At 68.8% G+C, this 26,392-nt stretch carries 24 protein-coding genes; 13 read left to right on the forward strand and 11 right to left on the reverse strand.

All coding sequences use genetic code 11. The features are described from left to right. Positions 1 to 65 precede the first annotated feature (65 nt). The 4 genes from AX709_RS17515 to AX709_RS17530 all read right to left on the reverse strand — a co-directional run bounded on the left by AX709_RS17515 (position 66) and on the right by AX709_RS17530 (position 5,699). The gene (locus tag AX709_RS17515; protein WP_082731155.1) at positions 66 to 851 is read right to left on the reverse strand and encodes a class I SAM-dependent methyltransferase; all 786 of its coding nucleotides are present in this window, start codon (positions 849 to 851) and stop codon (positions 66 to 68) included. Further along, positions 841 to 1,968 carry a peptide chain release factor 2 gene (prfB, locus tag AX709_RS17520; protein WP_066483534.1) on the reverse strand — a complete coding sequence of 376 codons (1,128 nt, stop codon included), beginning with the start codon at positions 1,966 to 1,968 and terminating at the stop codon, positions 841 to 843. Before prfB ends, AX709_RS17515 begins: the two co-directional genes overlap by 11 nt. 71 nt (positions 1,969 to 2,039) lie before the next feature. Beyond that, positions 2,040 to 4,556 (reverse strand): PBP1A family penicillin-binding protein, encoded by a 2,517-nt coding sequence (locus AX709_RS17525; RefSeq protein ID WP_066551236.1) that lies wholly within the window; start codon positions 4,554 to 4,556, stop codon positions 2,040 to 2,042. Between the two features lie 69 nt (positions 4,557 to 4,625). Continuing rightward, on the reverse strand, positions 4,626 to 5,699 hold the full coding sequence (locus tag AX709_RS17530; protein WP_082731853.1) for an N-acetylmuramoyl-L-alanine amidase family protein: 1,074 nt from the start codon (positions 5,697 to 5,699) through the stop codon (positions 4,626 to 4,628). 441 nt (positions 5,700 to 6,140) lie between these two features. On the opposite strand from AX709_RS17530, the gene AX709_RS17535 reads away from it, so the two are divergent. The 5 genes from AX709_RS17535 to AX709_RS17555 all read left to right on the forward strand — a co-directional run bounded on the left by AX709_RS17535 (position 6,141) and on the right by AX709_RS17555 (position 13,015). Beyond that, positions 6,141 to 8,849 carry a ribonuclease E/G gene (locus AX709_RS17535; RefSeq protein ID WP_231727565.1) on the forward strand — a complete coding sequence of 903 codons (2,709 nt, stop codon included), beginning with the start codon at positions 6,141 to 6,143 and terminating at the stop codon, positions 8,847 to 8,849. A 120-nt stretch (positions 8,850 to 8,969) separates the two neighbouring features. Further along, the gene (locus AX709_RS17540) at positions 8,970 to 10,328 is read left to right on the forward strand and encodes a M48 family metalloprotease (protein ID WP_082731852.1); all 1,359 of its coding nucleotides are present in this window, start codon (positions 8,970 to 8,972) and stop codon (positions 10,326 to 10,328) included. Positions 10,329 to 10,348: 20 nt separating this feature from the next. Beyond that, positions 10,349 to 11,095: a DsbA family protein gene (locus AX709_RS17545; RefSeq protein ID WP_066483528.1), complete on the forward strand. Its 747-nt coding sequence runs from the start codon at positions 10,349 to 10,351 to the stop codon at positions 11,093 to 11,095. A 223-nt stretch (positions 11,096 to 11,318) separates the two neighbouring features. Beyond that, positions 11,319 to 12,257 (forward strand): ABC transporter ATP-binding protein, encoded by a 939-nt coding sequence (locus AX709_RS17550; protein ID WP_066551241.1) that lies wholly within the window; start codon positions 11,319 to 11,321, stop codon positions 12,255 to 12,257. Continuing rightward, positions 12,254 to 13,015: an ABC transporter permease gene (locus AX709_RS17555; protein WP_066551243.1), complete on the forward strand. Its 762-nt coding sequence runs from the start codon at positions 12,254 to 12,256 to the stop codon at positions 13,013 to 13,015. Before AX709_RS17550 ends, AX709_RS17555 begins: the two co-directional genes overlap by 4 nt. Here AX709_RS17555 and AX709_RS17560 read toward each other — a convergent pair. From AX709_RS17560 to ygfZ, 3 genes are all read right to left on the reverse strand, one after another. Continuing rightward, positions 12,997 to 13,722, reverse strand: a complete 726-nt coding sequence (locus AX709_RS17560) for a CPBP family intramembrane glutamic endopeptidase (RefSeq protein ID WP_066551245.1) — start codon at positions 13,720 to 13,722, stop codon at positions 12,997 to 12,999. The genes AX709_RS17555 and AX709_RS17560 overlap by 19 nt on opposite strands. An 84-nt stretch (positions 13,723 to 13,806) precedes the next feature. Then, complete coding sequence (locus AX709_RS17565) at positions 13,807 to 15,600, reverse strand: aminopeptidase P family protein (RefSeq protein ID WP_066551247.1); 1,794 nt, start codon at positions 15,598 to 15,600, stop codon at positions 13,807 to 13,809. 38 nt (positions 15,601 to 15,638) lie between these two features. After that, positions 15,639 to 16,427, reverse strand: coding sequence for a CAF17-like 4Fe-4S cluster assembly/insertion protein YgfZ (gene ygfZ, locus AX709_RS17570; RefSeq protein ID WP_066551249.1), 789 nt, complete (start codon positions 16,425 to 16,427; stop codon positions 15,639 to 15,641). Positions 16,428 to 16,513: 86 nt separating this feature from the next. On the opposite strand from ygfZ, the gene pyrC reads away from it, so the two are divergent. Beyond that, positions 16,514 to 17,548 (forward strand): dihydroorotase, encoded by a 1,035-nt coding sequence (pyrC, locus tag AX709_RS17575; protein ID WP_066483516.1) that lies wholly within the window; start codon positions 16,514 to 16,516, stop codon positions 17,546 to 17,548. Between the two features lie 149 nt (positions 17,549 to 17,697). On the opposite strand, the gene AX709_RS17580 is transcribed toward pyrC, so the two are convergent. Beyond that, a complete protein-coding gene (locus AX709_RS17580) occupies positions 17,698 to 18,438 on the reverse strand; it encodes a zinc-ribbon domain-containing protein (protein ID WP_066551251.1) in 741 nt (246 codons plus the stop codon). 164 nt (positions 18,439 to 18,602) lie between these two features. Here AX709_RS17580 and ftsE point away from each other — a divergent pair, with 164 nt between their 5' ends. From ftsE to AX709_RS17605, 5 genes are all read left to right on the forward strand, one after another. Beyond that, positions 18,603 to 19,310: a cell division ATP-binding protein FtsE gene (gene ftsE / locus AX709_RS17585; protein ID WP_066483513.1), complete on the forward strand. Its 708-nt coding sequence runs from the start codon at positions 18,603 to 18,605 to the stop codon at positions 19,308 to 19,310. After that, positions 19,307 to 20,200 (forward strand): cell division protein FtsX, encoded by an 894-nt coding sequence (locus tag AX709_RS17590; protein ID WP_066551256.1) that lies wholly within the window; start codon positions 19,307 to 19,309, stop codon positions 20,198 to 20,200. The genes ftsE and AX709_RS17590 overlap by 4 nt, the downstream gene beginning before the upstream one ends. Further along, a complete protein-coding gene (locus AX709_RS17595; protein ID WP_197419036.1) occupies positions 20,200 to 20,733 on the forward strand; it encodes a YdcF family protein in 534 nt (177 codons plus the stop codon). Before AX709_RS17590 ends, AX709_RS17595 begins: the two co-directional genes overlap by 1 nt. Beyond that, on the forward strand, positions 20,730 to 21,455 hold the full coding sequence (locus AX709_RS17600) for a lysophospholipid acyltransferase family protein (RefSeq protein ID WP_066551258.1): 726 nt from the start codon (positions 20,730 to 20,732) through the stop codon (positions 21,453 to 21,455). The genes AX709_RS17595 and AX709_RS17600 overlap by 4 nt, the downstream gene beginning before the upstream one ends. Positions 21,456 to 21,516: 61 nt before the next feature. Further along, positions 21,517 to 21,909, forward strand: coding sequence for a hypothetical protein (locus AX709_RS17605; RefSeq protein ID WP_066483504.1), 393 nt, complete (start codon positions 21,517 to 21,519; stop codon positions 21,907 to 21,909). Between the two features lie 6 nt (positions 21,910 to 21,915). On the opposite strand, the gene AX709_RS17610 is transcribed toward AX709_RS17605, so the two are convergent. Beyond that, complete coding sequence (locus AX709_RS17610) at positions 21,916 to 22,824, reverse strand: prephenate/arogenate dehydrogenase family protein (protein WP_066551260.1); 909 nt, start codon at positions 22,822 to 22,824, stop codon at positions 21,916 to 21,918. Beyond that, the gene (gene hisC, locus AX709_RS17615) at positions 22,824 to 23,918 is read right to left on the reverse strand and encodes a histidinol-phosphate transaminase (RefSeq protein WP_066551262.1); all 1,095 of its coding nucleotides are present in this window, start codon (positions 23,916 to 23,918) and stop codon (positions 22,824 to 22,826) included. The genes AX709_RS17610 and hisC overlap by 1 nt, the downstream gene beginning before the upstream one ends. Before the next feature lie 306 nt (positions 23,919 to 24,224). On the opposite strand from hisC, the gene metX reads away from it, so the two are divergent. After that, positions 24,225 to 25,343: a homoserine O-acetyltransferase MetX gene (gene metX / locus AX709_RS17620; protein ID WP_066551264.1), complete on the forward strand. Its 1,119-nt coding sequence runs from the start codon at positions 24,225 to 24,227 to the stop codon at positions 25,341 to 25,343. Continuing rightward, a complete protein-coding gene (gene metW, locus AX709_RS17625; RefSeq protein WP_066544436.1) occupies positions 25,340 to 25,930 on the forward strand; it encodes a methionine biosynthesis protein MetW in 591 nt (196 codons plus the stop codon). The genes metX and metW overlap by 4 nt, the downstream gene beginning before the upstream one ends. Before the next feature lie 55 nt (positions 25,931 to 25,985). Here the strand turns inward: metW and AX709_RS19050 are convergent. Beyond that, a partial coding sequence (locus AX709_RS19050; RefSeq protein WP_197419037.1) for a hypothetical protein occupies positions 25,986 to 26,392 on the reverse strand: 407 nt, incomplete at its 5' end.

Genomic DNA, 26,392 nt, shown 5'->3' on the forward strand with positions numbered 1-26,392 from the left:
GGCGCAGGGGCCCCCGCAAAGTAGTACTTTGCGGGGAACCCCGAAGGCCGGGGCCACTGCCCGCCCTAGCTCCCCTGCGGTACCCTGCCCTGCCCCGGCATCCGGCATGCCTTGATCGCGGCGGGGTCGGGACGCGGGCCCGCAACCCGGAACGTCGCCATGTATCCGCCCGCCGACGCCATCGGCTGAAGGTCGACCAGCGCATAGCCGACCGCCGCGAATTCGCAGCGCAGCAGCGCGGGCGGCGTGCCGTGATTCTGGGTCGGGCGGTCGGCATCGACCACGATCACGCGGCCGTCGGGGCGCAGCGACGGGCGCATCCGCCACAGGAACGCATAGGGTTCCTCGATCTCATGGTACATGTGGACCATCAGGATGCGGTCGAAACTGTTCTCGGGCAGGCGCGGATCCGCGGGCAGGCCCAGGCGCACGCTGACATTGTCGAGCCGCTCGCGCGTCACGCGTTCGGCCAGCGCGTCGCGGGTGGCGGGAATGATGTCCTCCGCCAGCACGCGCCCGTCCGCGCCGACGCGCTGCGCCAGGCGGATGGTATAATAGCCTTCGCCCGCCCCGATATCCGCCACCGTCATGCCGGGGCGGATGCCCGCGCGGTCCATCACTCGGTCGGCTTCGTTGACCCGGTCGCGCGCTTCCTCGGTCGACCAGCGGGTCGAGACGATCGAGGCGACCGGACGGTCGGCGGCAGGAAAGGGACCGGCATCGTCCGCCTTGAGCTCATCGGCGGCGTTGGTCCGCGCCTCGCACCCCGCCACCAGGCACAGCGCCGCGAGCCCGACAAGGCGGGCGACGGCGGCCGGGCCGGGCGGACCGCGGCGCACGCTAGTCGACATCCTCGACTTCGACCTTCTCGCCGGTCACGCGCTGGGACAGCGCGGCGGCCATGAACGGGTCGAGATCGCCATCGAGCACGTCGCCCGGGCTGGTCGAGGTCATGCCGGTGCGCAGGTCCTTCACCAGCTGATAGGGCTGGAGGACATAGGAACGGATCTGGTGGCCCCAGCCGATGTCGGTCTTGGTCGCGTTCTGGGCATTGGCCACCGCCTCGCGCTCCGCCAGCTCGCGCTCATAAAGGCGCGCGCGCAGCTGGTTATAAGCCTCCGCCTTGTTCTTGTGCTGGCTGCGCTGGTTCTGGCACTGGACGACGATGCCGGTCGGCAGGTGGGTGATGCGCACCGCCGAGTCGGTCGTGTTGATGTGCTGCCCGCCCGCACCCGACGCGCGATAGGTGTCGATGCGCAGCTCGCTTTCGTTGATCTCGACCTCGATATTGTCGTCGATCACCGGATAGACCCACACCGACGAGAAACTGGTGTGGCGCCGCGCCGAGCTGTCATAGGGGCTGATCCGCACCAGGCGGTGAACGCCGCTTTCGGTCTTGGCATAGCCATAGGCGTTCTCGCCCTTGACCAGCAGCGTCGCCGACTTGATCCCGGCCTGCTCGCCGGCATGATAGTCGATCAGCTCGACCTTCATCCCGCGCCGCTCGGCCCAGCGCGTGTACATGCGCTGGAGCATTTCGGCCCAGTCCTGGCTTTCGGTGCCGCCCGCGCCCGAATTGATCTCGATATAGGTGTCGTTGGCGTCGGCCTCGCCGTTCAACAGCGCCTTCACCTTGTCGGCATCGGCGCGCACCGCCAGCTGGCCGAGCGCGGCGACGCCCTCGTCGACCATCGCGTCGTCACCCTCGGCCTCGGCCATTTCGATCAGTTCGACCGTGTCGGACAGTTCCTGCTCGATCGCCCGCGTCGCGCCGATCGCCTCGTCCAGGCGGCGGCGTTCGCGCATCACGTCCTGGGCGAGCTTGGGATTGTCCCACAGGCTCTGGTCCTCGACCCGCGCGTTGAGCTCGTCCAGCCGGCGCAACGCACGGTCCCAGTCGAGGAAGCGGCGCAACAAGGCCAAGGCGTCCCGGATCGTCTCAATATGTCCCTGCGCTTCGGCGCGCATTCACTGTCTCCAAAAAACCGCCACGGTCCGGATGGTGGCCATGGCGGACGCATGCCCGGAACCGGCGCGGGCTAGTAGATTCCGCCCTCTCTTTGCAAGAAGTCGCTGTCGCGGGCCCGCGCGGCGGGCGTTTCGGCGGCCTTCTCGACCGGGCGCGCCGCGCGTTCGGTGCGACGCGCGGTGCGCAGCGGCTCGCTTTCCGGCTTGAACGCTTCCCAGATCACCGCCGGCTTTGGATCGCCGGTGGCCGGCCACGAGCCGGTCACCGGCCGCCCGCTCGCCCGGTCGACGCGCGAGATGCGCGTGCCCGCCGGCGCGCGGAAGGGAAGCACCGGCAACCCGGCATAGGCCTTTTGCGCGAACGCCTTGAAAATCGGCGCAGCGATCGTCCCGCCCTGGGCATAGCCACCGAGATTGGCGGGCGAATCGTAACCGAGATACAGCCCCGCGATCATCTGGGGCGTGCCGCCGATGAACCACACGTCGCGCGGGCCGTTCGACGTGCCGGTTTTGCCCATGATCGGGCGTTTCAGGTCGCGCAGCGTCGTCGCGGTGCCGCGTTCGATCACACCCTCCATCACATGCACCATCTGGTATGCGCTGACCGGATCGACCAGCTGGCGCGCGCGGGTGCGCGGACGCGGCATCGGGCCACCGTCCCAGTCGTCGGCGTTGCAGCGCGCGCAGGGGCGCCAATTTTCGGGCCAGATCACCCGGCCACGCCGGTCCTGGACATAATCGATCAGCGTCGGTCGCAGCGCCCGGCCCTGATTGGCCAGGATCGCATAGGCGTTGACCATGCGCATGACGGTCGTCTCGCCCGCGCCCAGGGCAAAGGAGAGATAGCGGGGATATTGCCCGACCCCCAGCGTCTTCATCACCTGGGTCACGCGGTCCATGCCGGTCTGCGCGGCCAGGCGCACCGTCATCTGGTTGCGCGACTGTTCAATGCCCCAGCGCAGCGTGCGCGGCCCCGCCGAGCGCGCATTGCCGAAGTTGCGGAAGCATTTGACCCCCAGCCCTGCGCCCTGGTCGACGCAGAACGGCCCGTCGACGATGATCGACGCCGGGGTCAGCCCCGCTTCAAGTGCGGCGGTATAGACCACCGGCTTGATCGTCGATCCCGGCTGACGCATCGCCTGGGTCGCGCGGTTGAATGCCTGGATGCGCGAATCGAACCCGCCCTGCATCGCCAGCACGCGGCCGGTCGCGGGCTGTTCGACGACCATCCCGCCCGACACGCGCGGAACCGAGCGCAGGGCAAAGCCGCCGCCGGCGGGCGCCACCGCGATGACATCGCCTGGTTTCAGCGCATCAAAGGCCGCCCCGCCGCGGCCGCGCACCGGCATCGCCGCGTCGCTGCGCTCCAGTGTGGCCGTCCGCCCGTCGGTGAAGCCGATCGTCGCTGCCCCTGCGTCCCTTGCCACCACCACGGCGGCGCGCCAGTCCTGATAGGTCAGCGCAATGTTGGTCGCCGCGAAAGGCCCCCGCCAGTCGTCGCCCGCAAAATCGACCGTCGCGATCGGCCCGGACCAGCCGCGCCCGCGTTCGAACCGGATCAGCCCGTCGCGCATCGCCTGCGCGGCATATTCCTGAAGCGCCGGATCGAGCGACGTGCGCACCCACAGCCCGCCCGCATAGACGCTGTGCGGACCGTCCTTGCTGTCCTGTCCGAAGCGTTCGAGCAGCTCGCGACGCACTTCCTCGATGAAATAGCCGCCCGATGGCAGCGGCGGGCGCGCGCCGCGCTGAAAGGTGACGAGCGGTGTCGCCACCGCCTCGCGATACTGCGCCTCGGTGATGAAGTCGTTGCGCCGCATTTCGCCCAGCACCCAGTTGCGCCGGGCGAGCGCGCGATCATGGTTGCGCACCGGATCGTAGTTGGACGGCCCCTTTGGCAGGATCGCCAGATAGGCGAACTGTGGGAGGGTGAGCTCGGACAGCGGCTTGCCGAAATAGGCATCGGCCGCAGCTTCGACGCCATAGGCGTTGCGGCCGAGGAAGATCTGGTTGAGATAAAGCTCGAGGATCTGTTGCTTGGTCAGCGTGTCTTCGATCCGATAGGCGAGCAGCGCCTCGCGCGCCTTGCGGACATAGCTTACCTCGTTGGTGAGCAGCAGGTTCTTGGCCACCTGTTGCGTGATCGTCGACGCGCCAACGGGACGGCCGTCGCTGCGCAGATTGGTGATCAGCGCGGCGACGATGCCCGGATAGTCGACCCCGCCATGCTCGAAAAAGGTTCGGTCCTCCGCCGCCAGATAGGCCTTGACCAGCAGGTCGGGATATTCGTCGAACGCCAGCTCGACGCGCCGTTCGCGCGCATAGGAGTGGATCGGCTCGCCGGCGATGTCGCGCACATTAGTGGGCAGCGGCGGTTCATAGGTGCGCAGCGCATCGACCGACGGCAGGTCGCGGCCGATCAGCAGCCACAGCGCCAGCACGCCCAGCCCCGCGACCAGCGCCACCCAGGCGATCAGGCGAAACCACCAGCGCCCGCGCCACCGGCCCAACATCGCGCGCCATCCGCCGGCGGAACCGGCATCGGGCCTCAGCAGCAATTCTTCGGCGGACGCATCACGAACGGTCATCGCCGCGCGTTCTAGCAGGAATCATTTCCGGTGCCAGCGTCAAGCCGGCCCGACCGGCCGGATCGCCGCTCAGCGGGGTTGCGACGCCAGCCGCCGCGCGAAATGCACCTCGACCGCCCGGGCCATGCCGGCGGCAATTCCGTCCTGTCCGGCCCGCGACGCCAGCCGTTCGGCATCGGCGGGATTGGAGACATAGCCCGCCTCGAACAGGACGGAGGGCAGGTCGGGCGCCTTGAGCACGACCAGCGAAGCCATGCGGTGAAAACGGGCGCGCATCGGCACCCGGTCGGCCAGCGCGCGCGCGAGCAGGTCGACGAAACCGGCCGACGCGGTCATCGTCTCGCGCTGGGCGAGGTCGATCAGGATCGAGGACACATCCGCCTGCGCCCCGTCGAGATCGACGCCGGCGAGCAGGTCGGCGCGGTTCTCGCGCGCGGCCAGCCGTGCAGCCTCCTTGTCGGAGGCGACTTCGGACAGCGTGTAGGCGCTCGCGCCGCTGGCGGCGGTCGACTGCGCGCTGTCGCAATGGATCGAGACGAACAGGTCGGCGCGCAGGCGCCGTGCGATGCCATAACGTTCCTGAAGCACGAGGAAGCGGTCGTCGTCGCGCGTCAACGCCACGCGCACCCGCCCGTCCGCGACCAGCCGGTCGCGGATCGCGCGCGCGATCGCCAGCGTCAGGTCCTTTTCGCGCAGGCCATCGGAAACCGCGCCGGGATCGTGGCCGCCATGGCCGGGATCGATCACGACGAGCGGCCGGGTCGGATCGCCACCCGCGACCGTGGGCAGCGGCGGCGCGGGCCGCGCGGGCGGCAGCGCGATGCGCACCCGCTCCGGCGGCACCGCGGCGGCGGCGACATAGCTGAACGGCGGCAGCAAGCCGGCGCGCCGTTCCGCCAGCGCACGGGCAAAGCGCGCATCCGCGGTCGGGACGACGGTGACGCGCAGCTCGGTGCGCGGCGCGATGCCGGGCGGCCGGGCGCGGATCGCCCCGGCCCCCGCATCGATGTCGATCGCGATCGCCGGACCCGCGCCCAGTCGCGCATCGGCACGCACGATCAGCCGGCCGGGCGCGATTTCCATCCCGTCGATCAACCCCGCCCAGCCCGGAATGCCCCAGCACCAGGCGGCGATCAGTGCCATCAGCGCGCTCACCCGGGCGATATGGCCGGGCGATCCCGCACCGGTCCAGCTTTATTGCGTAACGATGCCCGTGGGGCATGCGAATGGCGCGGAAAACTTGCCGTGCCAGCGGTGTTGCCGCGTGCGCGACGCGATGCTACCTAGGTGACCGACTGGGGATGATCCCGGTCGTTTCGCCGGGACCGCGCGATCGCGCACCTTAGTTCCCGGTTCATCAGGTTGACGCGCGCATGTGGCAATTTTCCCTCGATCTGCTCGAAACGGCCCTATCCGGCCGGGAGCAGGCGATGGTGGAGGCGCCGGACCACTGGTCCGGCCGTGCCGGGCGCGCAGAAGCAATTAGCGAAATCCGCGGCGGCGGTGCCAATCCGGCCCGCTCGACCCGCCTTTATCGCCGCGCGTCCGCGCGTATCGCGGACCGGCGCGGCCGGAGACATCATAATGACCACGCGTATGCTGATCGACGCTCGCCACCGGGAGGAAACCCGGGTCGCGGTCGTCAAGGGAAACCGGATCGAGGAGTTTGACTTCGAATCCGCCGAGCGCAAACAGCTCAAAGGCAATATCTATCTCGCCAAGGTAACCCGCGTCGAACCCTCGCTGCAGGCGGCGTTCGTCGATTATGGCGGCAATCGCCACGGTTTCCTGGCGTTCAGTGAAATCCATCCCGATTATTACCAGATCCCCAAGGAAGACCGCGAAGCGTTGCTGCGCGAGGAAGCCGAGCATGCCGCCGAGGAAGCGGCGCTGCGCGCGGCCGAGGAAGGCGACGACGACGATCACGACGGCGACGACGACGAGCGCGCCGATGCCGATCACGACCATGACGATGCCGACCACGACGACGAACATGGCGAAGCGGGCGACGAGGGCGGACCCCGCCGGCGCGGCCGCAACGGCGGCGATGACGCGGTGGAGGCGCTGCGCCAGCGGCGCATGAACCTGCGCCGTCGCTACAAGATCCAGGACGTGATCCGCCGCCGCCAGGTGCTGCTGGTCCAGGTCGTCAAGGAGGAGCGCGGCAACAAGGGCGCGGCGCTGACCACCTATCTGAGCCTTGCCGGGCGTTATTGCGTGCTGATGCCCAACACCGCGCATGGCGGCGGCATCAGCCGCAAGATCAGCAACGCCGGCGACCGCAAGCGGCTGAAGTCGATCATGGCCGACCTGCAGCTGCCGCCGACGATGGGCTGCATCGTCCGCACCGCCGGGCTTCAGCGCACCAAGGTCGAGATCAAGCGCGATTTCGATTATCTGGCGCGGCTGTGGGACGGCATCCGCGAAACCACACTGCAATCCTCCGCGCCCGCGCTGGTCTATGGCGACAGCGACCTGATCAAGCGCGCCATCCGCGACATCTACAACCGCGACATCGACGAGGTGATCGTCGAGGGCGAGGAGGGCTATCGCCAGGCCAAGGAGTTCATGAAGCTCCTGATGCCGAGCCACGCGCGGCGGGTGAAGCAATATGCCGACGCGGTGCCGCTGTTCCAGCGTCACCATGTCGAGGACCAGCTGGCGGCGATGTACCATCCGGTCGTCCAGCTGAAATCGGGCGGCTACCTGGTGATCAACCCGACCGAGGCGCTGGTGTCGATCGACATCAACTCGGGCCGTTCGACGCGCGAGCACAATATCGAGCAGACCGCGACCCAGACCAATCTGGAAGCCGCGCAGGAAATCGCGCGCCAGCTGCGCCTGCGCGACATGGCGGGCCTGGTCGTCATCGACTTCATCGACATGGACCACGGATCGAACGTCCGGAAGGTCGAAAAGGCGATGAAGGAGGCGCTGAAGAACGATCGCGCCCGCATCCAGGTCGGCCGGATCAGCTCGTTCGGGCTGATGGAGATGAGCCGCCAGCGGCTGCGCACCGGCGTGCTCGAAGCATCGACCCGCCAGTGTCCGCATTGCGAGGGCACCGGCCTGGTCCGCACCGCGTCGTCGGCCGGGCTGTCGGCGCTGAGGCTGATCGAGGACGAGGCGGCGCGCGGCCGCGGCAGCCAGCTGACGCTGCGCGCCAGCCAGGAAGCCGCGCTCTACGTGCTCAACAAGAAGCGCGGCGAGCTGGCGGAGATCGAGCTGCGCTATGGCGTGTCGATCGAGGTCGCGACCGACGGCGAGCTGGAAGGCGCGCGGATGTCGGTCGAGGCGTCGGGCCCGCCGCCCGCCTTTACGCCGAAGTTCGAGCCGATCGCGGACGATGTAGAGGATGACGACTATCCCGAGGTCGAGGAGGATTTCGAGGAAGAGGACGAACCCGCCGCCCGCGAGGCGCAGCCGCGACGCGACGCCGGGGAGAGCGAGGCCGACGGCGCGCGCCGTCGCCGCCGCCGCCGCCGGGGACGGCGCGGCCGCAATCGGGAGGATGGCGAGCTCGAAACGGACGGCACGTCCGACGATCGCGGGTCCGGCGATCGTGACGATGCCGAAGACGCGGATGGCGGCGAGGAGACGCCCCGCGACGAGCGCGAGGCGACGGGCCAGGCCGAAAGCGCCGAAGCCGGCGAGCGTCGCAAGCGCCGTCGTCGCGGTCGTCGCGGCGGACGGCGACCGGAGGGCGACGACGCGATCGTCGCCGACACCGACAATGCGCCCGCACCGATGATCGCCGCGAAGACCGACGAAGCCGACGAAGCCGAGGTGGACGCGGAAGCGCCGATCGCGCCGATGGACGCGCCGGCCAAGCCCAAGCGCAGCCGCCGCCGGACCGCCAAGGCCGACATCGCCGACATCGCCGATGAGACGGTGTCGGTCGAGACGGTCGCCGCGGCACCTGTATCGGAAGCGCCGGCAACGGCCGAACCGACGAAGCTCGACCCGCCGGCCGAACCGGTCAAGGCGCGTCGTACCCGGCGCAAGGCAGCGGAACCCGCCGAATCGGTCGAGCCGGCGGTGCCGGCAGCCGAAACGCCGGTGGCCGAGGCGGAAGCCGCCGCGAAGCCCAAGGCGCGGCGCACGCGCCGCAAGGCGGATGCCGCGCCCGTTGCCGACGCCCCGGCGGAACCGGAGCCGGCGACGACCGAACCGGCGACGGATCCCGCGCCGGTCGATGCGGAAGCCGCCGACGGTGCGGGTGAAACGGTCGAAGCGGCCATGGCGAGCGGCCCGCCCCGGCGCGGCTGGTGGCAGCGCACCTTTGGTGCGTGATCGCCGCGGGCGCTCGAACGCGTGCGATCGGGCGGCATTGACGGGCTTCAGCGCCCGTTCATGCCGCCGCGCCGAACGCGGGCGTGACGTGCGCAGCCCCGCACGATAAGGTAGCGGTCGATGGCCTGGTTCAAGCGTTTCGCCCTGATGCTGATGATGGCGTGCCTGTTGGCGGCGCTGCCGGCGCGAGCGCAGTCGATCCTGCGCGATGCGGAAACCGAAGCCTATCTGAACGACATTTCCCGCCCGCTGATCGAGGCGGCGGGACTGTCGCCCCAGAATGTCCGGATCATCCTGATCAATTCAAAGGAGATCAACGCGTTCGTCGCGGGCGGACAGGCGGTCTACATCCACAGCGGACTGATCGACGCGGCGGGAAGCAGCAACGAGATCCAGGGCGTCATCGCCCACGAACTGGGCCACGTCGTCGGCGGTCACGTGCCGTTGCAGGGCCAGATCGCCAAGGGTGCGACCGGCATTTCACTGCTCAGCCTGGCGCTGGGCGTGGCCGCGATCGCAGCCGGCGCGGGCGAGGCGGGCGCGGGCATCCTGGCGGCGGGCCAGCGCGCCGCGATCGGCAGCTACCTGGCCTATTCGCGTCAGCAGGAGGCACAGACCGACGCCGCCGGCGTGCGCTTTCTGAACGGCGCGGGGATCAGCGGCCGGGGAATGCTGGAATTCTTCAAGCGGCTCCAGAACCTCGAATATCGCCTCGCGATTCCGCAGAACAATGCCTATGAGCGCACCCACCCGCTCACCGGCCAGCGCCTCGCTTTCCTGACCGACGAGCTGACCGCCTCGCCCAATTTCAACAAGCCGAGCGATCCCGCGCTCGAGCTGCGCTTTCGCCGCGTCCAGGCGAAGCTGCGCGGCTATGTCAACGATCCCCAGGACACGCTGCGCATGTATCCCGCCAGCGACACGAGCGTGCCGGCGCGCTACGCCCGCGCTTATGCCTGGCACAAGTCGGGCTATCCCAAGCAGGCGGAGGCGGAGACCGACGCCCTAATCGCGCTCGCCCCCAACGATCCCTATTTCCTCGAGCTCGAGGGCCAGATCCTGCTCGAATCGGGCAAGCCCGTGCAGGCGCTCGTCCCGCTGCGCGCCGCGACCGACGGAACGCGCAGCAACCCGCTGATCGCGACGACCTTCGGACATGCGCTGATTGCGACGGAGAACCCGGCGAACCTTGACGAGGCCGAGGCGGTCCTGCGCCTGGCGGTCAACCGCGACAATGAAAATCCCTTTGCCTGGTTTCAGCTCGGCACCGTCTATGCGCGCAAGGGCGATACCGCGCGGACCGCGCTCGCCACCGCCGAGCGGGCGAGCATCACCGGCGATTTTGCAACCGCGATGCGCAGTGCCAGCGCCGCGGTCGCCGGCCTGCCCCAAGGGTCGAACGACTGGCTGCGTGCCCAGGACATCCTGATCACCACGCGGTCCGTGCTCGCGGATCGCCCCGAACTGCTGCGCCGGTAATCGATGAAAGCGCCGATCGAATGGAACGCCTGATGCGCAACCCGCTGGTGCTCATTGCCCTGATGATCCTGTCCGGCGCGGTCGGCGCCGGGCTGTTTGCCGCCGCGCGCCCCTGGATCGGCGGCGCAACCGCTGCTTCCGGGGCGACCGACGGCGCGGCGGTGCGCAGCTATCTGCTCGCCAATCCCGAAGTCATACCCGAGGCGCTGGAGCGGCTGCAGGCGCGCGAGACCGCGCGTCAGGTCGCGGCGAACCGCGGGGCGATCACTACCGCCTTCGCCGGTGCCGCAGCGGGCGCGAAGCAGGGCGACGTCACCGTTGCGGTATTCATGGATTATGCCTGCGGCTTCTGCCGCGCCAGCCTGCCCGCGATCGCACAGCTGATCGCCACCGATCCCAAGGTTCGCATCGTCTATCGCGAACTGCCCGTGCTGAGCGCGCAGAGCCGCGTCGCCGCCGAATGGGCGCTGGCCGCAGCCGAGCAGGGCAGATATCGCGGCTTTCACGATGCGGTGTTCGCCGCCGGCCAGGTCAGCGAGGGATCGGTTGCCGCGGCCGCGCGCACCGCCGGCCTCGACCTGGCGCGCGCAGAGCGCGTGCGCCTGTCCCCCGCGGTCGAGAACGAGCTCACCAACAACCTCGCGATCGCGCGCCAGCTCGGCGTCTCGGGCACCCCGGCCTGGGTCGTCGGCGACCGCGTGCTTTCGGGCGTCCAGACCTTCGAGGGACTTCGCGACGCCGTCGCGGCGGCGCGCGCGCCGCGCTGAGTGTCATTGCGATCGTGGTTGGGTTACCCTAGCTATATTGCTCGAGTTCAAACCCGAACCGCTCATCCTGAGTAGGGACTGAGCCTGGCGAAGGCCCGTATCGAAGGACGGACGGCGCGTGCATCCTTCGGTACGCCATTTCGACAAGCTCAATGGCTACTCAGGATGCGCGGGCTTGGCCCAGCCATCTCGTCCCCACCCATTTTCCCCAGGGACCCCGCTTATGCCACCCATTTTGTCGCTTGCCGGGGTCGGCAAGACTTATGCCTCGGGCCATCGCGCGCTGGCCGCCGTCGATCTCGACATCCGGCGCGGCGAGATCTTCGCGCTGCTCGGCCCCAATGGTGCGGGCAAGACGACGCTGATCAGCATCATTTGCGGCATCGTCACGCCGACGTCGGGGACGATCCGGGTCGGCGACGTCGATGCGCTCAGCGACTATCGCCGGGCGCGCGCGATGATCGGCCTCGTACCCCAGGAACTGTCCGTCGACATGTTTGAAACGGTCTGGTCGACGATCCGCTTCAGCCGCGGACTGTTCGGCAAGGCACCCGACGACGCCTATCTCGAACAGGTGCTCAGGGACCTGTCGCTGTGGGACAAGCGCAAGTCGAAGATCATGGAGCTGTCGGGCGGCATGAAGCGCCGCGTACTGATCGCCAAGGCGCTCTCGCACGAACCCGAGCTGCTGTTCCTCGACGAACCCACCGCGGGCGTCGACGTGGCGCTGCGCCGCGACATGTGGCGGCTGGTCCACCGGCTGCGCGAGAAGGGCACCACGATCATCCTCACCACCCATTATATCGAGGAGGCAGAGGAAATGGCCGACCGTATCGGCGTGATCAATCACGGCGAGTTGCTGCTGGTCGAGGACAAGGCCGAGCTGATGGCGAAACTCGGCACGCGCGAGCTGAACATCGCGCTGAGCGAGCCGATGCAGACGGTGCCGCCCGAGCTCGGCGAATGGCAGCTCGCGCTCGCCGATGACGGCCATCGCCTGCGCTATCGCTTCGATGCGCGCGCCGAACGCACCGGCATCCCGTCGCTGCTGCGGCGGATGAGCGATCTGGACATCGCCTTCACCGATCTCGAAACGTCGAAGAGCTCGCTCGAGGACATTTTTGTCGGCCTTGTCGCCGAACAGCGGGAGGCGCGCCCATGAATCCGCGCGGCGTAATTGCGATCTATCGCTTCGAAATGGCGCGGGCGCAGCGCACCTTGTGGCAGTCGCTCGTCACCCCGGTCATCACCACGTCGCTCTATTTCATCGTGTTCGGCGGTGCGATCGGATCGCGGATGCAGTCGGTCGACGGGGTCAGCTATGGCGCGTTCATCGTCCCCGGGCTGATCATGCTGACGCTGCTGACCCAGTCGCTAACCAACGCGTCGTTCGGCATCTATTTCCCCAAATTCACCGGCACGATCTACGAGCTCCTGTCCGCGCCGATCTCGCCCGTCGAACTGGTCATCGGCTATGTCGGTGCGGCGGCGACCAAGTCGGTGATCATCGGGCTGATCATCCTGGCGACCGCCAGCCTGTTCACCGAACTGCCCATCCGCCACCCGGTCGCGATGATCCTGTTCCTCGTGCTGACCGCCGTCGCGTTCAGCCTGGCGGGCTTCATCATCGGCATCTGGGCGAAGGGGTTCGAGCAGCTGAATTTCGTGCCGGCGCTGCTGATCACCCCGCTGACCTTTCTGGGCGGGGCCTTTTACTCGATCGACATGCTGCCCCAGCCGTGGCGGACGGTCAGCCTGTTCAACCCCGTCGTCTATCTGGTCAGCGGCTTTCGCTGGAGCTTTTTCGACCAGGGCGATGTCGAGATCGGCTGGAGCCTCGCCTTCACGCTGGGCTTCCTCGCCCTGTGCCTGGGCGTGATCACCTGGATCTTCCGGACCGGCTATCGCCTGAAGAGCTGAACCCGCGCCAGCGCCGGGCGCAGGATGAGCGCGTTGAGGTTGACCAGCGCATGGACGAGCATGGCAAGCCACAGCGCGCCGCTCGCCAGATAGAGCACGGCCATGACCAGCCCCATCACCAGCGAGCCGGCGATGCCGCCCCAGCCCTGATAACGGTGCGCGGCGGCGAACAGGCCGAGCGCGACGGCGTGCGCGACCAGCACCGATCCGCTGGCCAGCGCGATCGCGAGCGGCAGGGCGAGGCGGAAGAACGCTTCCTCAACCACACCGGCAATGCTGCCGACCAGCGCCGCGGGGGCATAGTCGTGCCAGGCCCGGGGCTGGATCGCACTGATGTCGCCCAGCATCACCGGGCCCTTGCCGCGCCGGCGTCGCCACGCGTCGAGGATCGCGCCGAGCCCGCCGCCGGCGACGAGCGCGACGACGATCATCGGCGCGAAGGACGGCGCGTCGAGGTAGCCGCCGATCGTGGAGACGACCAGATCGGCGGCGGGAAGGAACTCCGGCGGCATGGCGTCAAGCGCGTCGGTACGGCCGAGCAGGATCAGCGCAAGCACGGTTCCGCCGCCAAGCAGCACCGGCGTGCGCGCGAGCCATCGACGATAGACCGCGTGCGGCCCCACCCCGAATAGTCGCGGCCGCGGCGACCGTCGGATCAGCGCGCCATAGATGGCGAGGAGCAGCAGGAGCGATACGACGGGCAGCACGGCGCAGCGTCAGGCGCAGGCTGCGGCCGCACCCGCGCTGCGGCCGAAGCGAGGCGACGCGGTCATTTCAGCCAAGGCCGCGGATCAGATCGGCGCGCACTTCGCCTCCAGCCAGGCACGATCGGCACCGTCGAGCTGCGGCGCGATCCGCGCGATCACGTCGCGATGATAGGCGTCGAGCCAGTCGCGCTCGGCAGACGTCAGCAGCGCAGGGTCGATCAGCGTGCGCTCGATCGGGGCGAAGGTCAGCGTCTCGAACCCCAGCATCGGGGCTTCCGCGCCCGGGACCTCACGTTCGACGGTCAGCACCAGATTCTCGATGCGGATGCCATAGTCGCCCGCCTTGTAATAGCCGGGCTCGTTGGACAGGATCATGCCCGCGCGCAGCGGCTCCGCGGGCCCGCCGCCGGGATAGTTGGGCGCGGCGATCCGCTGCGGCCCTTCATGCACCGAAAGATAGGCGCCCACGCCGTGCCCGGTGCCGTGCGGATAATCGAGCCCCACTTCCCACAGGGGCCGACGCGCGAAGCTGTCGAGCTGGCCACCGGTCGTGCCAGCGGGAAAGATCGCCGTCGCGATCGCGATATGCCCCTTGAGCACGCGGGTGAAGCGGTCGCGCATCTCGGCGGTTGGGGTGCCGACCGGCATCACCCGAGTCACGTCGGTGGTGCCGTCGGCATATTGCCCGCCCGAATCGACCAGATAGAGCGTGCCGGGCGTGATGCGGAGGTTCGATTCCGCCGTTACCTTGTAATGCGGGATGGCCCCGTGCGGGCCGGTCGCCGAAATCGTGTCGAACGACAGGTCGCGCAGCAGGCCGGTTTCGGCGCGGAACTGCTGAAGCCGCGCCGCCGCGTCGAGCTCGGTCAACGCGCCCTTGGGCGCTTCGCCCTCGAACCAGCGCAGGAAGCGGGACAGCGCCGCGCCGTCGCGCGCCTGCGCGGCGCGATGGCCGCCGATCTCCGCCGGGTTCTTCACTGCCTTTGCCAGCACGGCCGGATCGCGCACCGAAAGGATGCGCGCCCCACCCGAATCGAGCGCGTCGAAGATCGCGGCAACCGCACGCTCCGGATCGGCCGCGATGCGCCTGCCCGCCAGGCCGCGCAGCGCCTGGGCGAACTGGCTGCGGTCATGCAGCCGCACCCCGTTGCCGAGATGCTGGCGCACCGTATCGGTGATCTTTTCGGGGGCGACGAACAGGTCGGCGGTGGCGTCGGCATTGACCAGCGCATAGGCCAGCGCGACCGGGGTGTGGCTGACGTCCTGCCCACGCACGTTGAACATCCACGCGATCGAATCGAGCGCGGACAAGACCACCGCATCGGCACCGCGATCGGCGAGCCAGTCGGCGACCTCGGTGCGTTTGTCCGCAGAACTGCGCCCGGCCAGCGCGTCGTCATAAGGGGTCAGGACCGCGTCCGACGGCGCGGGGCGGCCATCCCAGATCGCGTCGACAGGGTTGCGATCGACGGCGACCAGCTCCGCCCCCTTGTCCGCGAGCGCGCGTCGCGCCTCGTCAACCCAGGCGCGGGTGTGCAGCCACGGATCATAACCGATCCGCCCACCCTGCGGTGCATGCTCGCCCAGCCATTGGGCGATGCTGGTCGCCGGCACCGACACATAGCTCCAGCTGGCGGGATCGACCTGCTCGCGGACCTGGAGCGTGTAGCGGCCGTCGGTGAAGATCGCAGCTTCGGCGGGCAGCACCACCGCCGCGCCCGCCGACCCCTGAAAGCCGGTGAGCCAGGCAAGACGCTGGGCATAGTCGCCGACATATTCGCTCATATGTTCATCGGTCAGCGGCACGACAAACCCGTCGAGCCGGTCGGCGGCGAGCTGCTGGCGAAGCGCCGCGAGGCGGGAGGCATGGTCGGACATCGGCAGGGTTCCAGCAAAAGACGGTTCAGGTCGCAAGATTAGGCGGCCGGGGCCGGATTGCCCATAGCCTGTTCTTCCGCCCGGTCGGTGGCCAGCGCCGCCGCCAGCCAGGCGGGGATGTGCGCATCGCCGAGGTCGTCGACGCGGCGCAGCTCGATCATCAGGCCGAGATCGGGAAAGCGGCATCGCGTGCGCGGCCCTTCTGCGGCGATCGGCGCGGCGACCAGCCGCCGATTGACCTTGGCGCGATGGTGCATGCGCGCGGTATTTTCCTGACCGACATAGCAGCCCTTGGCGAAGCTGACGCCGTTCAGCTCACGCGCGTTCGCCTCGAGCCACAGCGTCTCGCCCCGGCCCAGCTCGCCCGCGCCCTCGGCGACACCAAGCGCCAGCCGGTGGCGGCGCCATTCGTCCGACGCCGAATCGCCGGCGGCAGGCCCGAGCCAGCGGTAGCCGAGCGCAGCGAGCCGCGGATCGGCCGCCGCGCCCGGTATGGGCTCGCGCGACCAGTGCACGCCTGCCGTTGCCGGTGTCAGCGTGATCGCGCGGCGCAGGCGATAAAGGGTGAGCCGCTGGGTCAGCGCGGGCGCCTCGGCTGCCTCGCAGTCGATCAGGATCGCGCCATCGCCGCCGTCCCACAGGATGAAGTCGAACAGCGCCTTGCCCTGCGGACTCAGCAGACCGGCCCAGACCGGCCGGTCCGGGGCGACCGCCATGACGTCATTGGTCACCAGTCCCTGCAGAAACCCGCGAACGTCATCGCCGGCGATGCGCACGACGGCGCGATCGTCGAGCCGGGTCGCCGCTGCTGCGTCGAAATTGTCCATTGCATCTACATAGGCAGCGGCGGGGCCGAACCCAAGCCGCCTTGCGCGGACTGGCGGGCGGGAGGGTGGCGAGCTAAAGCGGCGGGATGACCGAACGCCTGACCATCCGCCGCCCCGACGACTGGCATGTGCACCTGCGCGATGGCGACATGCTCGCCGCGGTCGCGCCATTTAGCGCGCGCCAGTTCGCGCGCGCGATCGTCATGCCCAATTTGTCGCCACCGGTCGTGCGCATCGCCGACGCACGGGCCTATCGCGACCGCATCCGCGCCGCCGCCGGGCCCGGCTTCACCCCGCTGATGACGTGTTACCTGACCGACGATGCCGATGCGGACGAGATCGTCGGCGGGTTCGAGCAGGGGGTGTTCACCGCGTGCAAGCTCTATCCCGCGCATGCGACGACCAATTCCGCGCACGGGGTGACCGACATCACCCGGCTGGCGCGCGTGTTCGAGGCGATGCAACGCGTGGGCATGCCATTGCTGATCCATGGCGAAGTTACCGATGGCGACATCGATATCTTTGACCGCGAGGCGGTGTTCATCGACCGCGTGCTGACCGGATTGATGGCGGATTTCCCGGCGCTCCGCATCGTGTTCGAACATATCACCACGGCCGATGCGGTCGCGTTCGTGACCGATGGCGACGCGCGGATCGCCGCGACGATCACGCCGCAGCACCTTCACCTCAGCCGCAACGCGATGTTCGACGGCGGTATCCGCCCGCATGCCTATTGCCTGCCCGTCGCCAAGCGCGAGCGCCACCGGCTGGCGCTGCGCGCGGCGGCGACATCGGGATCGATGAAGTTCTTCCTGGGCACCGACAGCGCACCCCATGTCGTCGAACGCAAGGAAAGCGCCTGCGGCTGCGCCGGCATCTTCAATGCGCCCCATGCGATCGAAAGCTATGCCCAAGTGTTCGAGGAGGAAGGCGCGCTCGACCGGCTCGAAACCTTCGCATCGCTCGCGGGTCCGGCCTTTTACCGTCTGTCGGTCAATGACGACGTGATCACGCTGGTGCGCGACGGCTGCGACGTACCCGATCGCATCGCCGCGGCCGGCAGCGCGCTCGTCCCGTTTCACGCGGGCACGCGGTTGAACTGGCGGCTGGCGAACGACTGAACCCTGTCCCGGCGCTGGACTCGTTTTCTGCCTTGCTGAATCGGCACCGGCCCGCTCCCCCGACCGGCTACCCGTCAGGATAGGCTCGTGAGTGACCGGGTGGGGGAGCGGGCCGGTGCCGCGCTGTTTCAGCGGAGCCGAAACAGAACCTAGATTCCCGAAACGAAGCTCAGCTCGAGGATTTTGGAATTGGCGGGCACGTCGAGTTTGGCGCTGTTGAACTCGACGACCCCGCTGGGCCCGATCACGCGCTGCGGCGGCGTGATCGTCCAGCTATAGACCAGCCGGCCCTGCGCATCGCGCAGGTCGGCGCGGATGTCGGGCACACGCTGGCGGGTCGCGGTCGGATTGCTCAGCCGGCCAGACACCGCGAACAATTCGCTGCCGCTGGCCAGGTTGCGCCGCTCCACCGAGCGGTCGGTGAATTTGAGCGGGGTTTCGTCGCTGCCGATCGCAAGGCCGAGTTGCGCGGCGATGCCGGGCGCCCCCGAATAGAGGATCGCCGCGGTGCCGAGCAGCATCGACACGCCCGCGACCGCTGCGGCGATCGTCCATCGCGTCGCGGGGTTGCGACGCGGTCGCCGGACGGGTGCTTCGCTATCGCCGATCGCCGGATCAGGGACGGCATTGTGCCAGGCGGGCGCAGCCGCAACGGGTTCCTCCACCGCCACCGGGGCGACGGGCGCAACGCTGGGCGGCTCCGCCTTGGGCACGGTGGGCTTGGGCGGTGCGGGCGCGACCGGCGGTGCGACGTCCGGGGCCACGAAGCCCGCCGGGGTCTGGAACCAACTGTGCCGGCAATTGGCGCAACGAACGGTCCGCCCCTCCAGCCCAATCGCGGAGTCTGGCACCAGGTAACGGGTCTTGCACTCCGTGCATTCGAGAATCATGGGACAGGCTTTTCGCTGGCACTGGGCAATCGCACCGATTGATGAATCTTCGCATGTCAAGAGGGTTGCTGGCAAGGGGGTGGTTTGGCGCGCTTGAGCGTGGCGCGGCGACGTGCGATGGCGCGGACTCCAACGCCTGATGCTGGAGTGGACCCCGCGCGCGAATGGCCAATATCGTCCAGTTCGAAAATGTCGGCCTGCGCTATGGCACCGGCGCGGAAACGCTGTCCGACGTCAGCTTCACGCTCGCCACCGGCGCCTTTTATTTCGTGACCGGCGCGTCCGGTGCGGGCAAGACGTCGCTGCTCAAGCTGCTCTATCTCGCGCAGCGGCCGACCCGCGGCGTCGTCCGGCTGTTCGGCGAGGAAATGGGCCAGCTGCCGCGGAGCCGGCTGCCGGGCTTTCGCCGCCGCATCGGCGTTGTATTCCAGGATTTCCGGCTGATCCCGCATCTGTCGGTCTATGACAACATCGCGCTGCCGCTGCGCGTCGCGGGGATGGCCGAACAGGAGATCGAAGCGCCCGTGCGCGAGATGCTGGCCTGGGTCGGGCTGCTCGACCGTGCCGACGATCGTCCGCCGATGCTGTCGGGCGGCGAGCAGCAGCGCATCGCCATCGCGCGCGCGGTGATCGTCCGCCCCGAGATCCTGGTCGCCGACGAGCCCACCGGCAACGTCGATCCCGACATGGCCGAACGCCTGCTGCACCTGTTCGACAGCCTCAACCGGCTGGGAACGACAGTGGTCGTCGCGACCCACGACCTGCACCTGTTGAGCCGTATTCCCAATGCGCACATGATGCGGATCGACCGCGGGCGGCTGGCCGATCCCACCGGATCGCTGCGCTTTCCGCCGCAACAGGCCGACGCATGAAATTGCCGCTCACCGCGCCACCGCATGACCGCCGCCTGCTCGACGCGGGCAAGCAGACGCGCGCGATGACGTGGATCATGGCGATTATGGTTTTCCTGACCGTGCTCGCCGGGGCGCTGGGGCTGGGCATGGCCGGTGCGGCGCGCGGGCTCGACCGCCAGCTTGCCGGGCGGCTAACCATCCAGATCGTCGAGCCCCGCGCCGAGGCGCGCGACCGCGCCACCGCGCTGCTCGTGCGCGAGCTCGGGCGCATGCCCGAGGTCGTGCGCGCGGCCGAGGTCGATCGCCGGCGACTGGGCGAGCTGCTGCGCCCCTGGCTGGGCGAGGCGGGGCTGGACGGCGAGCTGCCAATCCCCGCGATGGTCGATGTCGACCTGGCCAGCGGCGACCGCGCGATTGTCGACCAGGTTGAGGCGGCGATCCGTGCCCGCGTTCCCGATGCGCGCGTCGACCGCCATGCCCGCTGGCTGGCCCCGGTACGCGGATTCATCGCGACGCTGGGCTGGCTGGCGCTGGGCATGATCGTGCTGATGGCGCTGGCGACCGCGATCGTCGTGCTGCTGGCGGCGCGCGCGGGGCTGGACACGCACCGCGCGACGATCGACGTGCTGCACATGCTGGGGGCGACCGATCGCCAGGTGGCGCGCCTGTTCCAGCGCCGCATCGCCGGCCAGACGCTGGTCGGCGGGCTGATCGGCGCGGTGGCGGCGCTGGCGGTGATCGCGGGGCTGCAATGGCGGCTGATGACGCTGGGGTCCGAACTGCTCGGCAGCGCCGCGCTCGGCCCGGGCGAATGGGGGCTGCTCGCGCTGCTGCCGGTGGCGTTCTCGGTAATGGCGATGGTCGCGGCGCGCCTGTCCGTCGTCGCCACCTTGCGCCAGCAACTGTGATGCTGCGCGCGCTCGCCCTGCTGGTGCTGGTCTGGGCGCTGGGCTTCGCGGCGTTCATGCTGTCGCTGGGCCGGCCCGTCGCTGGCATGCGCACCGATGCGATCGTGGTCCCGACGGGCGGGCCGGGCCGGATCGACCGGGGCATCGCGTTGATGCGGCGTGGGATGGCGCGGCGCATGCTGGTCACCGGCGTCGATCCCGATGTCCGCCCACACGAGCTGGCCAAGGCCTATGACGCCCCGGTCGCGCTGTTCGATTGCTGTATCGACCTGGGCCAGGAGGCAGTCGATACGCGGTCCAATGCCGACGAGACCGCCGCATGGGTCGCTGCCAACCGCGTGCGCAGCGTACGCCTGGTCACCGCCGACTGGCACATGGCCCGTGCGCGCATGGAGCTGCACGCCGCGCTCGGCCCGGGGGTCGAGATCCTGGGCGATCCCGTTCCGACCCAGCCGCGTCTGTCGATGCTGTTCAGCGAGTATCACAAGTTCCTGATCCGCCGTGTCGCGCTGTGGCTGGGGGTGGGACCATGAGCGCGCGGGCGGGCGATATCGCGCGCACTTGGGCGTTCCGGGCGCTCTTCTACGGGCTTTCGGTGCCGGTGGTGCTCGCCGCCCCGGTCAGCGCGCTGTTCGGTCGCCCGGCGGTACGGGCACATGCGCGGGCCTGGATGCGCATGTATCACCGGATCGCGCGCATCGTCATGGGGATCGAAATCCGGATGGAGGGCACGCCGCCCGACCGCCCCGTGCTGTTCGCCGCGAAGCATCAGGCGTTTCTGGAAACCTTCGAGCTGACCTCGCGGCTCGGCATGCCCGCGCCGGTGATGAAGGAAGAGCTGAGCCGCATCCCGGTCTGGGGCTGGACCGCGCGGCGCTATGGCTCGATCATCGTCAACCGCCAGGCTTCGGCGGCGGCGCTGCGGCGCATGCTGCGCGAGGGCAAGGCGATCGTGGCGGAGGGCCGTTCGATCCTGATCTTTCCCGAAGGAACGCGCGTGCGCCCGGGCGAACAGCCGCCGCTCCAGTCGGGCTTTGCCGGGCTCTACAAGATGCTGGGGCTGCCGGTGGTGCCGATCGCACTCGACAGCGGTCGGGTGTGGCCGCGCAGCGGGCCGATGCACCCCGGCATCGTGACGATGCGCCTGGGCGAGATGATCCCCGCCGGACTGCCACGCGAGGAAATCGAGGCGCGGGTCCATGCCGCGATCAATCTGCTGGAAATGCCGGCCACCGACGGGAACCCGGGAGTGTAGCTTGCGTTACAACGGGCGGAAGTGTAGCACCCGCTACACGCAGGCCCGGAGAAGCCCGTCCATGTCAACGCTCGAGATATTGCCGATCCTGGCCTATGTTCTGGCGGTCGTCGTGATCCTGCTGGTCGCGACGCGACGCGAAGCGGCCGCGTCGTCCTGGCTGTTCCCCGCGCTGATCGCTGCGGCGTTCATCGCCTTTTCGGCGGTCACATTTGTTGGCGAAGGGCTGATCCAGTTCTGGGTCAACCACACAACCAATCTGGCCGGGAACCAGGTGTGGTTCGACCTGCTGTCGGCCGTCACGATTTCCTTCTACCTGATCGCGCCGCGTGCGCGTGCGGTGGGCATGAAACTGTTGCCCTGGGGCATTGCGGTGTTCGCGACCGCGTGCATCGCCTTGCTGCCGATGGTGGCGCGGCTGATGTGGCTGGAGGCAGCGCAGCGACGCGCCTGAACGCGCTCAGTCATGGGTGCGCCCAAAATCCTCGCGCGGGTCGTCCTGGCCCTGCTCGACGATCGACCGGCGCACGTCGCGGGTGCGGCTGAACAGATCGAACAGTTCGTCGCCCTTGCCCCAGCGGATCGCGCGTTGCAGCGCGCTCAGATCCTCTGAAAAGCGCTGGAGCATGTCGAGCACCGCCTCGCGATTGCCCAGGAACACGTCGCGCCACATCGTCGGGTCGGACGCGGCGATGCGGGTGAAATCGCGAAAGCCGCCGGCCGAATATTTGATGACTTCGGACTGGGTGACTTCCTCCAGGTCCGACGCGGTGCCGACGATGGTATAGGCGATCAGGTGAGGCAGATGGCTGGTGACGGCCAGCACGCGGTCATGATGGTCGGGCGCCATCACTTCGATCTGCGCGCCCAGCGCCTGCCAGAAGGCCGACAGGCGGGCGACATTCGCCGGGTCGGTGCCGTCGGGCGGGGTCAGGATGCACCAGCGGTTGCGGAACAGCGTGGCAAAGCCCGCCTCCGGGCCGCTGCGCTCGGTGCCGGCGACCGGATGGGCGGGGATGACAACATGACCCGGCAGCGCGTTCTGCAGCGCCTCGACGACGCTACTTTTGCATGATCCGACATCGCTGATGATCGTGCCCGTGCGCACCCCCGGCGCGATGGCGCGGGCAGCGGCCGCCATCGCGCCCACCGGCACGCACAGGATGACCAGATCGGCATCGGCGACGGCGGCGGCGGGATCCTCGTCGATCCGCGCACACAGGTCCAGCCGACGGGCGGTGTCGCGCACCTTCGGGTCGGCATCATAGCCGCTGACCGGGCAATCGGGCAGGTCGGTGGCGACCGCGCGCGCGATCGACGATCCGATCAGCCCCAGGCCGATGATGGCGACACGGGTGATGCCGTCCATCAGCTGCCGACAATCTCGCGCAGCGCCTGCGCGAGCCCGCGCGTCTCCTCCTCGGTGCCGATGGTGATGCGCAGGCCGTGGGGCAGCCCCTGCCCGGGCAGCCAGCGCACGATATAGCCGCGCGCCATCAGCGCGTGATAGGCGGCCTCCGCGCTCACCGCGCCTTCGAACAGCACCAGCAGGAAATTGGCGCGCGACGGCACGCTGCGCAGCCCGGCATTGCCGAGCGCCTTTACCTCGTCCTCGAGCCAGGCACGCCACTTGGCGTTATGCGCGCGGGTGTTCGCGACGAATTGCTGATCGGCCAGCGCGGCGATCGCGGCCTTCTGACCCGCCGTGGTGATGTTGAACGGCGCGCGGATGCGATGCATCGCCGCGACCGCGTCGGCCGACCCATAGCCCCAGCCGATCCGTTCGGCGGCCAGACCGTAGATTTTCGAAAAGGTGCGCGTGACGATCACATTGGGCCGGGTGCGCGCCAGTTCGAGCGCGTGATCGTCCTCGTCCGCGTCGATATATTCGGCATAGGCCTGATCGATCACCAGCATGACGTCGGCGGGCAGGGTCGCATGAAGCCGCGCGATTTCCGCGCGCGGGGTGAAGGTGCCCGTCGGATTGTTGGGATTGGCGACATAGACGATGCGGGTGCGGGGCGTCACCGCCGCCAGGATCGCATCGACATCGGTCGCATAGTCGCGATCGGGGGCGATCACCGGTGTCGCGCCCACCCGCCGCGCGGCGATCTCATAGACCGAAAAGCCGTAACGCACGAACACCACTTCGTCGCCGGCCCCGGCATAGGCCCCGGCGACGAGGTGAAGCACCTCGTCCGATCCGGTGCCATAGATGATGCGCGCGGGATCGAGATCATGGGCGGCGGCGATCGCGTCGCGAAGGTCGCCGGCCGCCGCGTCGGGATAGCGCGCGAGCGTATCGTTCGCAGCGCGAAACGCGGCATCGGCGTGCGGCGAGCAGCCGAGCGGATTTTCGTTCGACGACAGCTTGGCACGGACGGTGACGCCGTCGATCTTCGATCGACCGGGGACATAGGGGGCGATCGCCATGATCCAGGGCTTGGGCGTGGGTGCGTTCATGGCCCAGCCGATTGGCGCAAGCGGGCTGGATTGGCAAGCGGGGGGGGTGGGTGCCCCAGCCTTCCCGGCTTCCCGTCCGTTCTCCCTCCCCTTCCGTCCGCGCCTGCGGGGAGCCCGGAAGACTGACCAGCGATTAACGTCACCCCCGCCTTGCGCCCGGGTCCCGCTTTTCTTCGTCGGGATCAGGCAACGGGATGCCGGATCAAGTTCGGGGTGACGTGAACCGTCTGCCTACAAAATGCGGGATCAAAGCATGCTTCATGCACTCCGCTTGCACCGGCCGTTGCCGCACCGTAACTGCGCGCCATGCCCGATGACGACCGTTTCGGCCTGCGCCGCACTGTCACGCTGCCCGGCCCGTTGCGGCTGGACAGCGGGGTGCTCTTCTCGCCGGTCGACATCGCCTATGAAACCTATGGCACGCTCGACGAAAACGCCGCCAACGCGATCTTGATCTGTCACGCGCTGACCGGCGACCAGTTCGTGGCATCCGAACATCCGGTAACGGGCAAGCCCGGCTGGTGGACGCGCATGGTGGGACCGGGCAAGCCGATCGACCCGGCGCGGCATTTCGTCATCTGTGCCAATGTCATCGGCAGCTGCATGGGATCCTCCGGCCCGGCGACGGTCAACCCGGCGACCGGCGCGCCCTGGGCCATGGGCTTTCCGGTCATCACCATCCGCGACATGGTGAAGGCGCAGGCGATGCTGCTCGACCATCTCGGCATCCCCCGGCTGCGCGCCGTGGTCGGCGGGTCGATGGGCGGGATGCAGGCGCTCGGCTGGGCGGCGACCTTTCCCGATCGCGTGGAAGCCGCCGTGGTCATCGCCGCCACCGCGCGCCATTCGGCCCAGAACATCGCCTTTCACGAAGTCGGGCGCCAGGCGATCATGGCCGATCCGCGCTGGCGCGGCGGCGATTATTATGCCGACAACGATCCGCCTGCCGCGGGCCTGGCGGTCGCACGGATGGCCGCGCACATCACCTATCTGTCGGAGGCTGGCCTAACCGCCAAGTTCGGCCGCCGGCTGCAGGGGCGCGACGCCAAGTCGTTCGGTTTCGACGCGGATTTTCAGGTGGAGAGCTATTTGCGCCACCAGGGGTTGAGCTTCGTCGACCGGTTCGACGCCAACGCCTATCTCTACATCACCCGCGCGCTCGACTATTTCGACCTGGCGGAGGAGCATGGCGGGCTGCTCGCCAATGCGTTCCGGGACAGCCGCGCGCGCTTCTGCATCGTCAGCTTCGACACCGACTGGCTCTATCCGACCAGCGAATCGCGCGCGATCGTCCACGCGCTCAACGCCGCCGGCGCGCGCGCCAGCTTTGTCGAGCTGCATTCCCCGTTCGGTCACGACGCCTTCCTGCTGGAAAGTCCCGAACTGAACCGCGTGATCGACGGGTTCCTGAGGGCGGGGGAGTGACCGCGCTGCGCCCGGACCTGGCGATCATCGCCGCCAACGTCGCCACCGGCGCGCGCGCGCTCGACATCGGCTGCGGCGACGGCCAGCTGATGGCGGCGCTGCGCGACGACCGCGGCGTCGATGCGCGCGGGCTGGAGATCGACGCGGAAAACGTCGCCGCCGCCGTCGCGCGCGGGCTGTCGGTCGTCCAGGGCGATGCCGACACCGATCTGGCGGGCTATCCCGACAAGAGCTTCGACTATGCGATCCTGAGCCAGACGCTGCAGACGACGCGTCGGCCCGACCTGGTGCTCGACCATCTGCTGCGCATCGGCGAGCGGGCGTTCGTGTCGTTTCCCAATTTCGCGCACTGGCGCAACCGCGTGTCGCTGCTGACCGGCGGGCGGATGCCGGTGACCCGCCTGCTGCCGATGCGCTGGTACGACACCCCCAACATCCACCATCTGACGATCGAGGACTTTCACGCGTTCGTGCGCGCGCGCGGCATCCGGGTGGAGGGGCGCTGGTTCCTCGCCAATGGCGGCGCGACGCGTTCGTCCTGGGCGAACGTACTGGCCGAGCACGCGGTGTTCCTGTTGCGACGCTGATCGAGGTGCCGACCCGTTGCGATCGGGCCGGCACCTCATTCGTCGGGCCGTCAGATTATAACGACCCGGTGCCGAGAAGTTCGGTGGCGGTCGACGCCGGCCCCGACAGTCCAACCGCGAGTTCGAGCGACGCGCCTGGTCCGAGCAGCTCGGGACCCGCCGCGATCGACTCGTCCGACGCGAAGATGACCCGCCCGGCGTCGCGCGTGCCGACATTGGTCGGTGCGCCCGATGCGGGGGCCGCGTCGCGGAAGGTGAGGTTGTCGATGCCGAAATAATCGAGCGTGCTGCCGTCGCCGTCATTGGCATTGATCTCGACACGGCGCGCCCCGCCGAGCAGCGCCGGATCAAAGCTGAACGTTTCCGCGCCCTGGTCGACCGACAGATTGACCGTGCCGAGCGGAATTGTGCCCGCTTCGTCGGCAAAGGCGGTGACGCCGATATTCAGCCCGCTGCGGAATG

Origin of the sequence: Sphingomonas sp. CCH15-F11, from assembly GCF_001557005.1 — a bacterium.
Taxonomy (GTDB): domain Bacteria; phylum Pseudomonadota; class Alphaproteobacteria; order Sphingomonadales; family Sphingomonadaceae; genus Sphingomonas.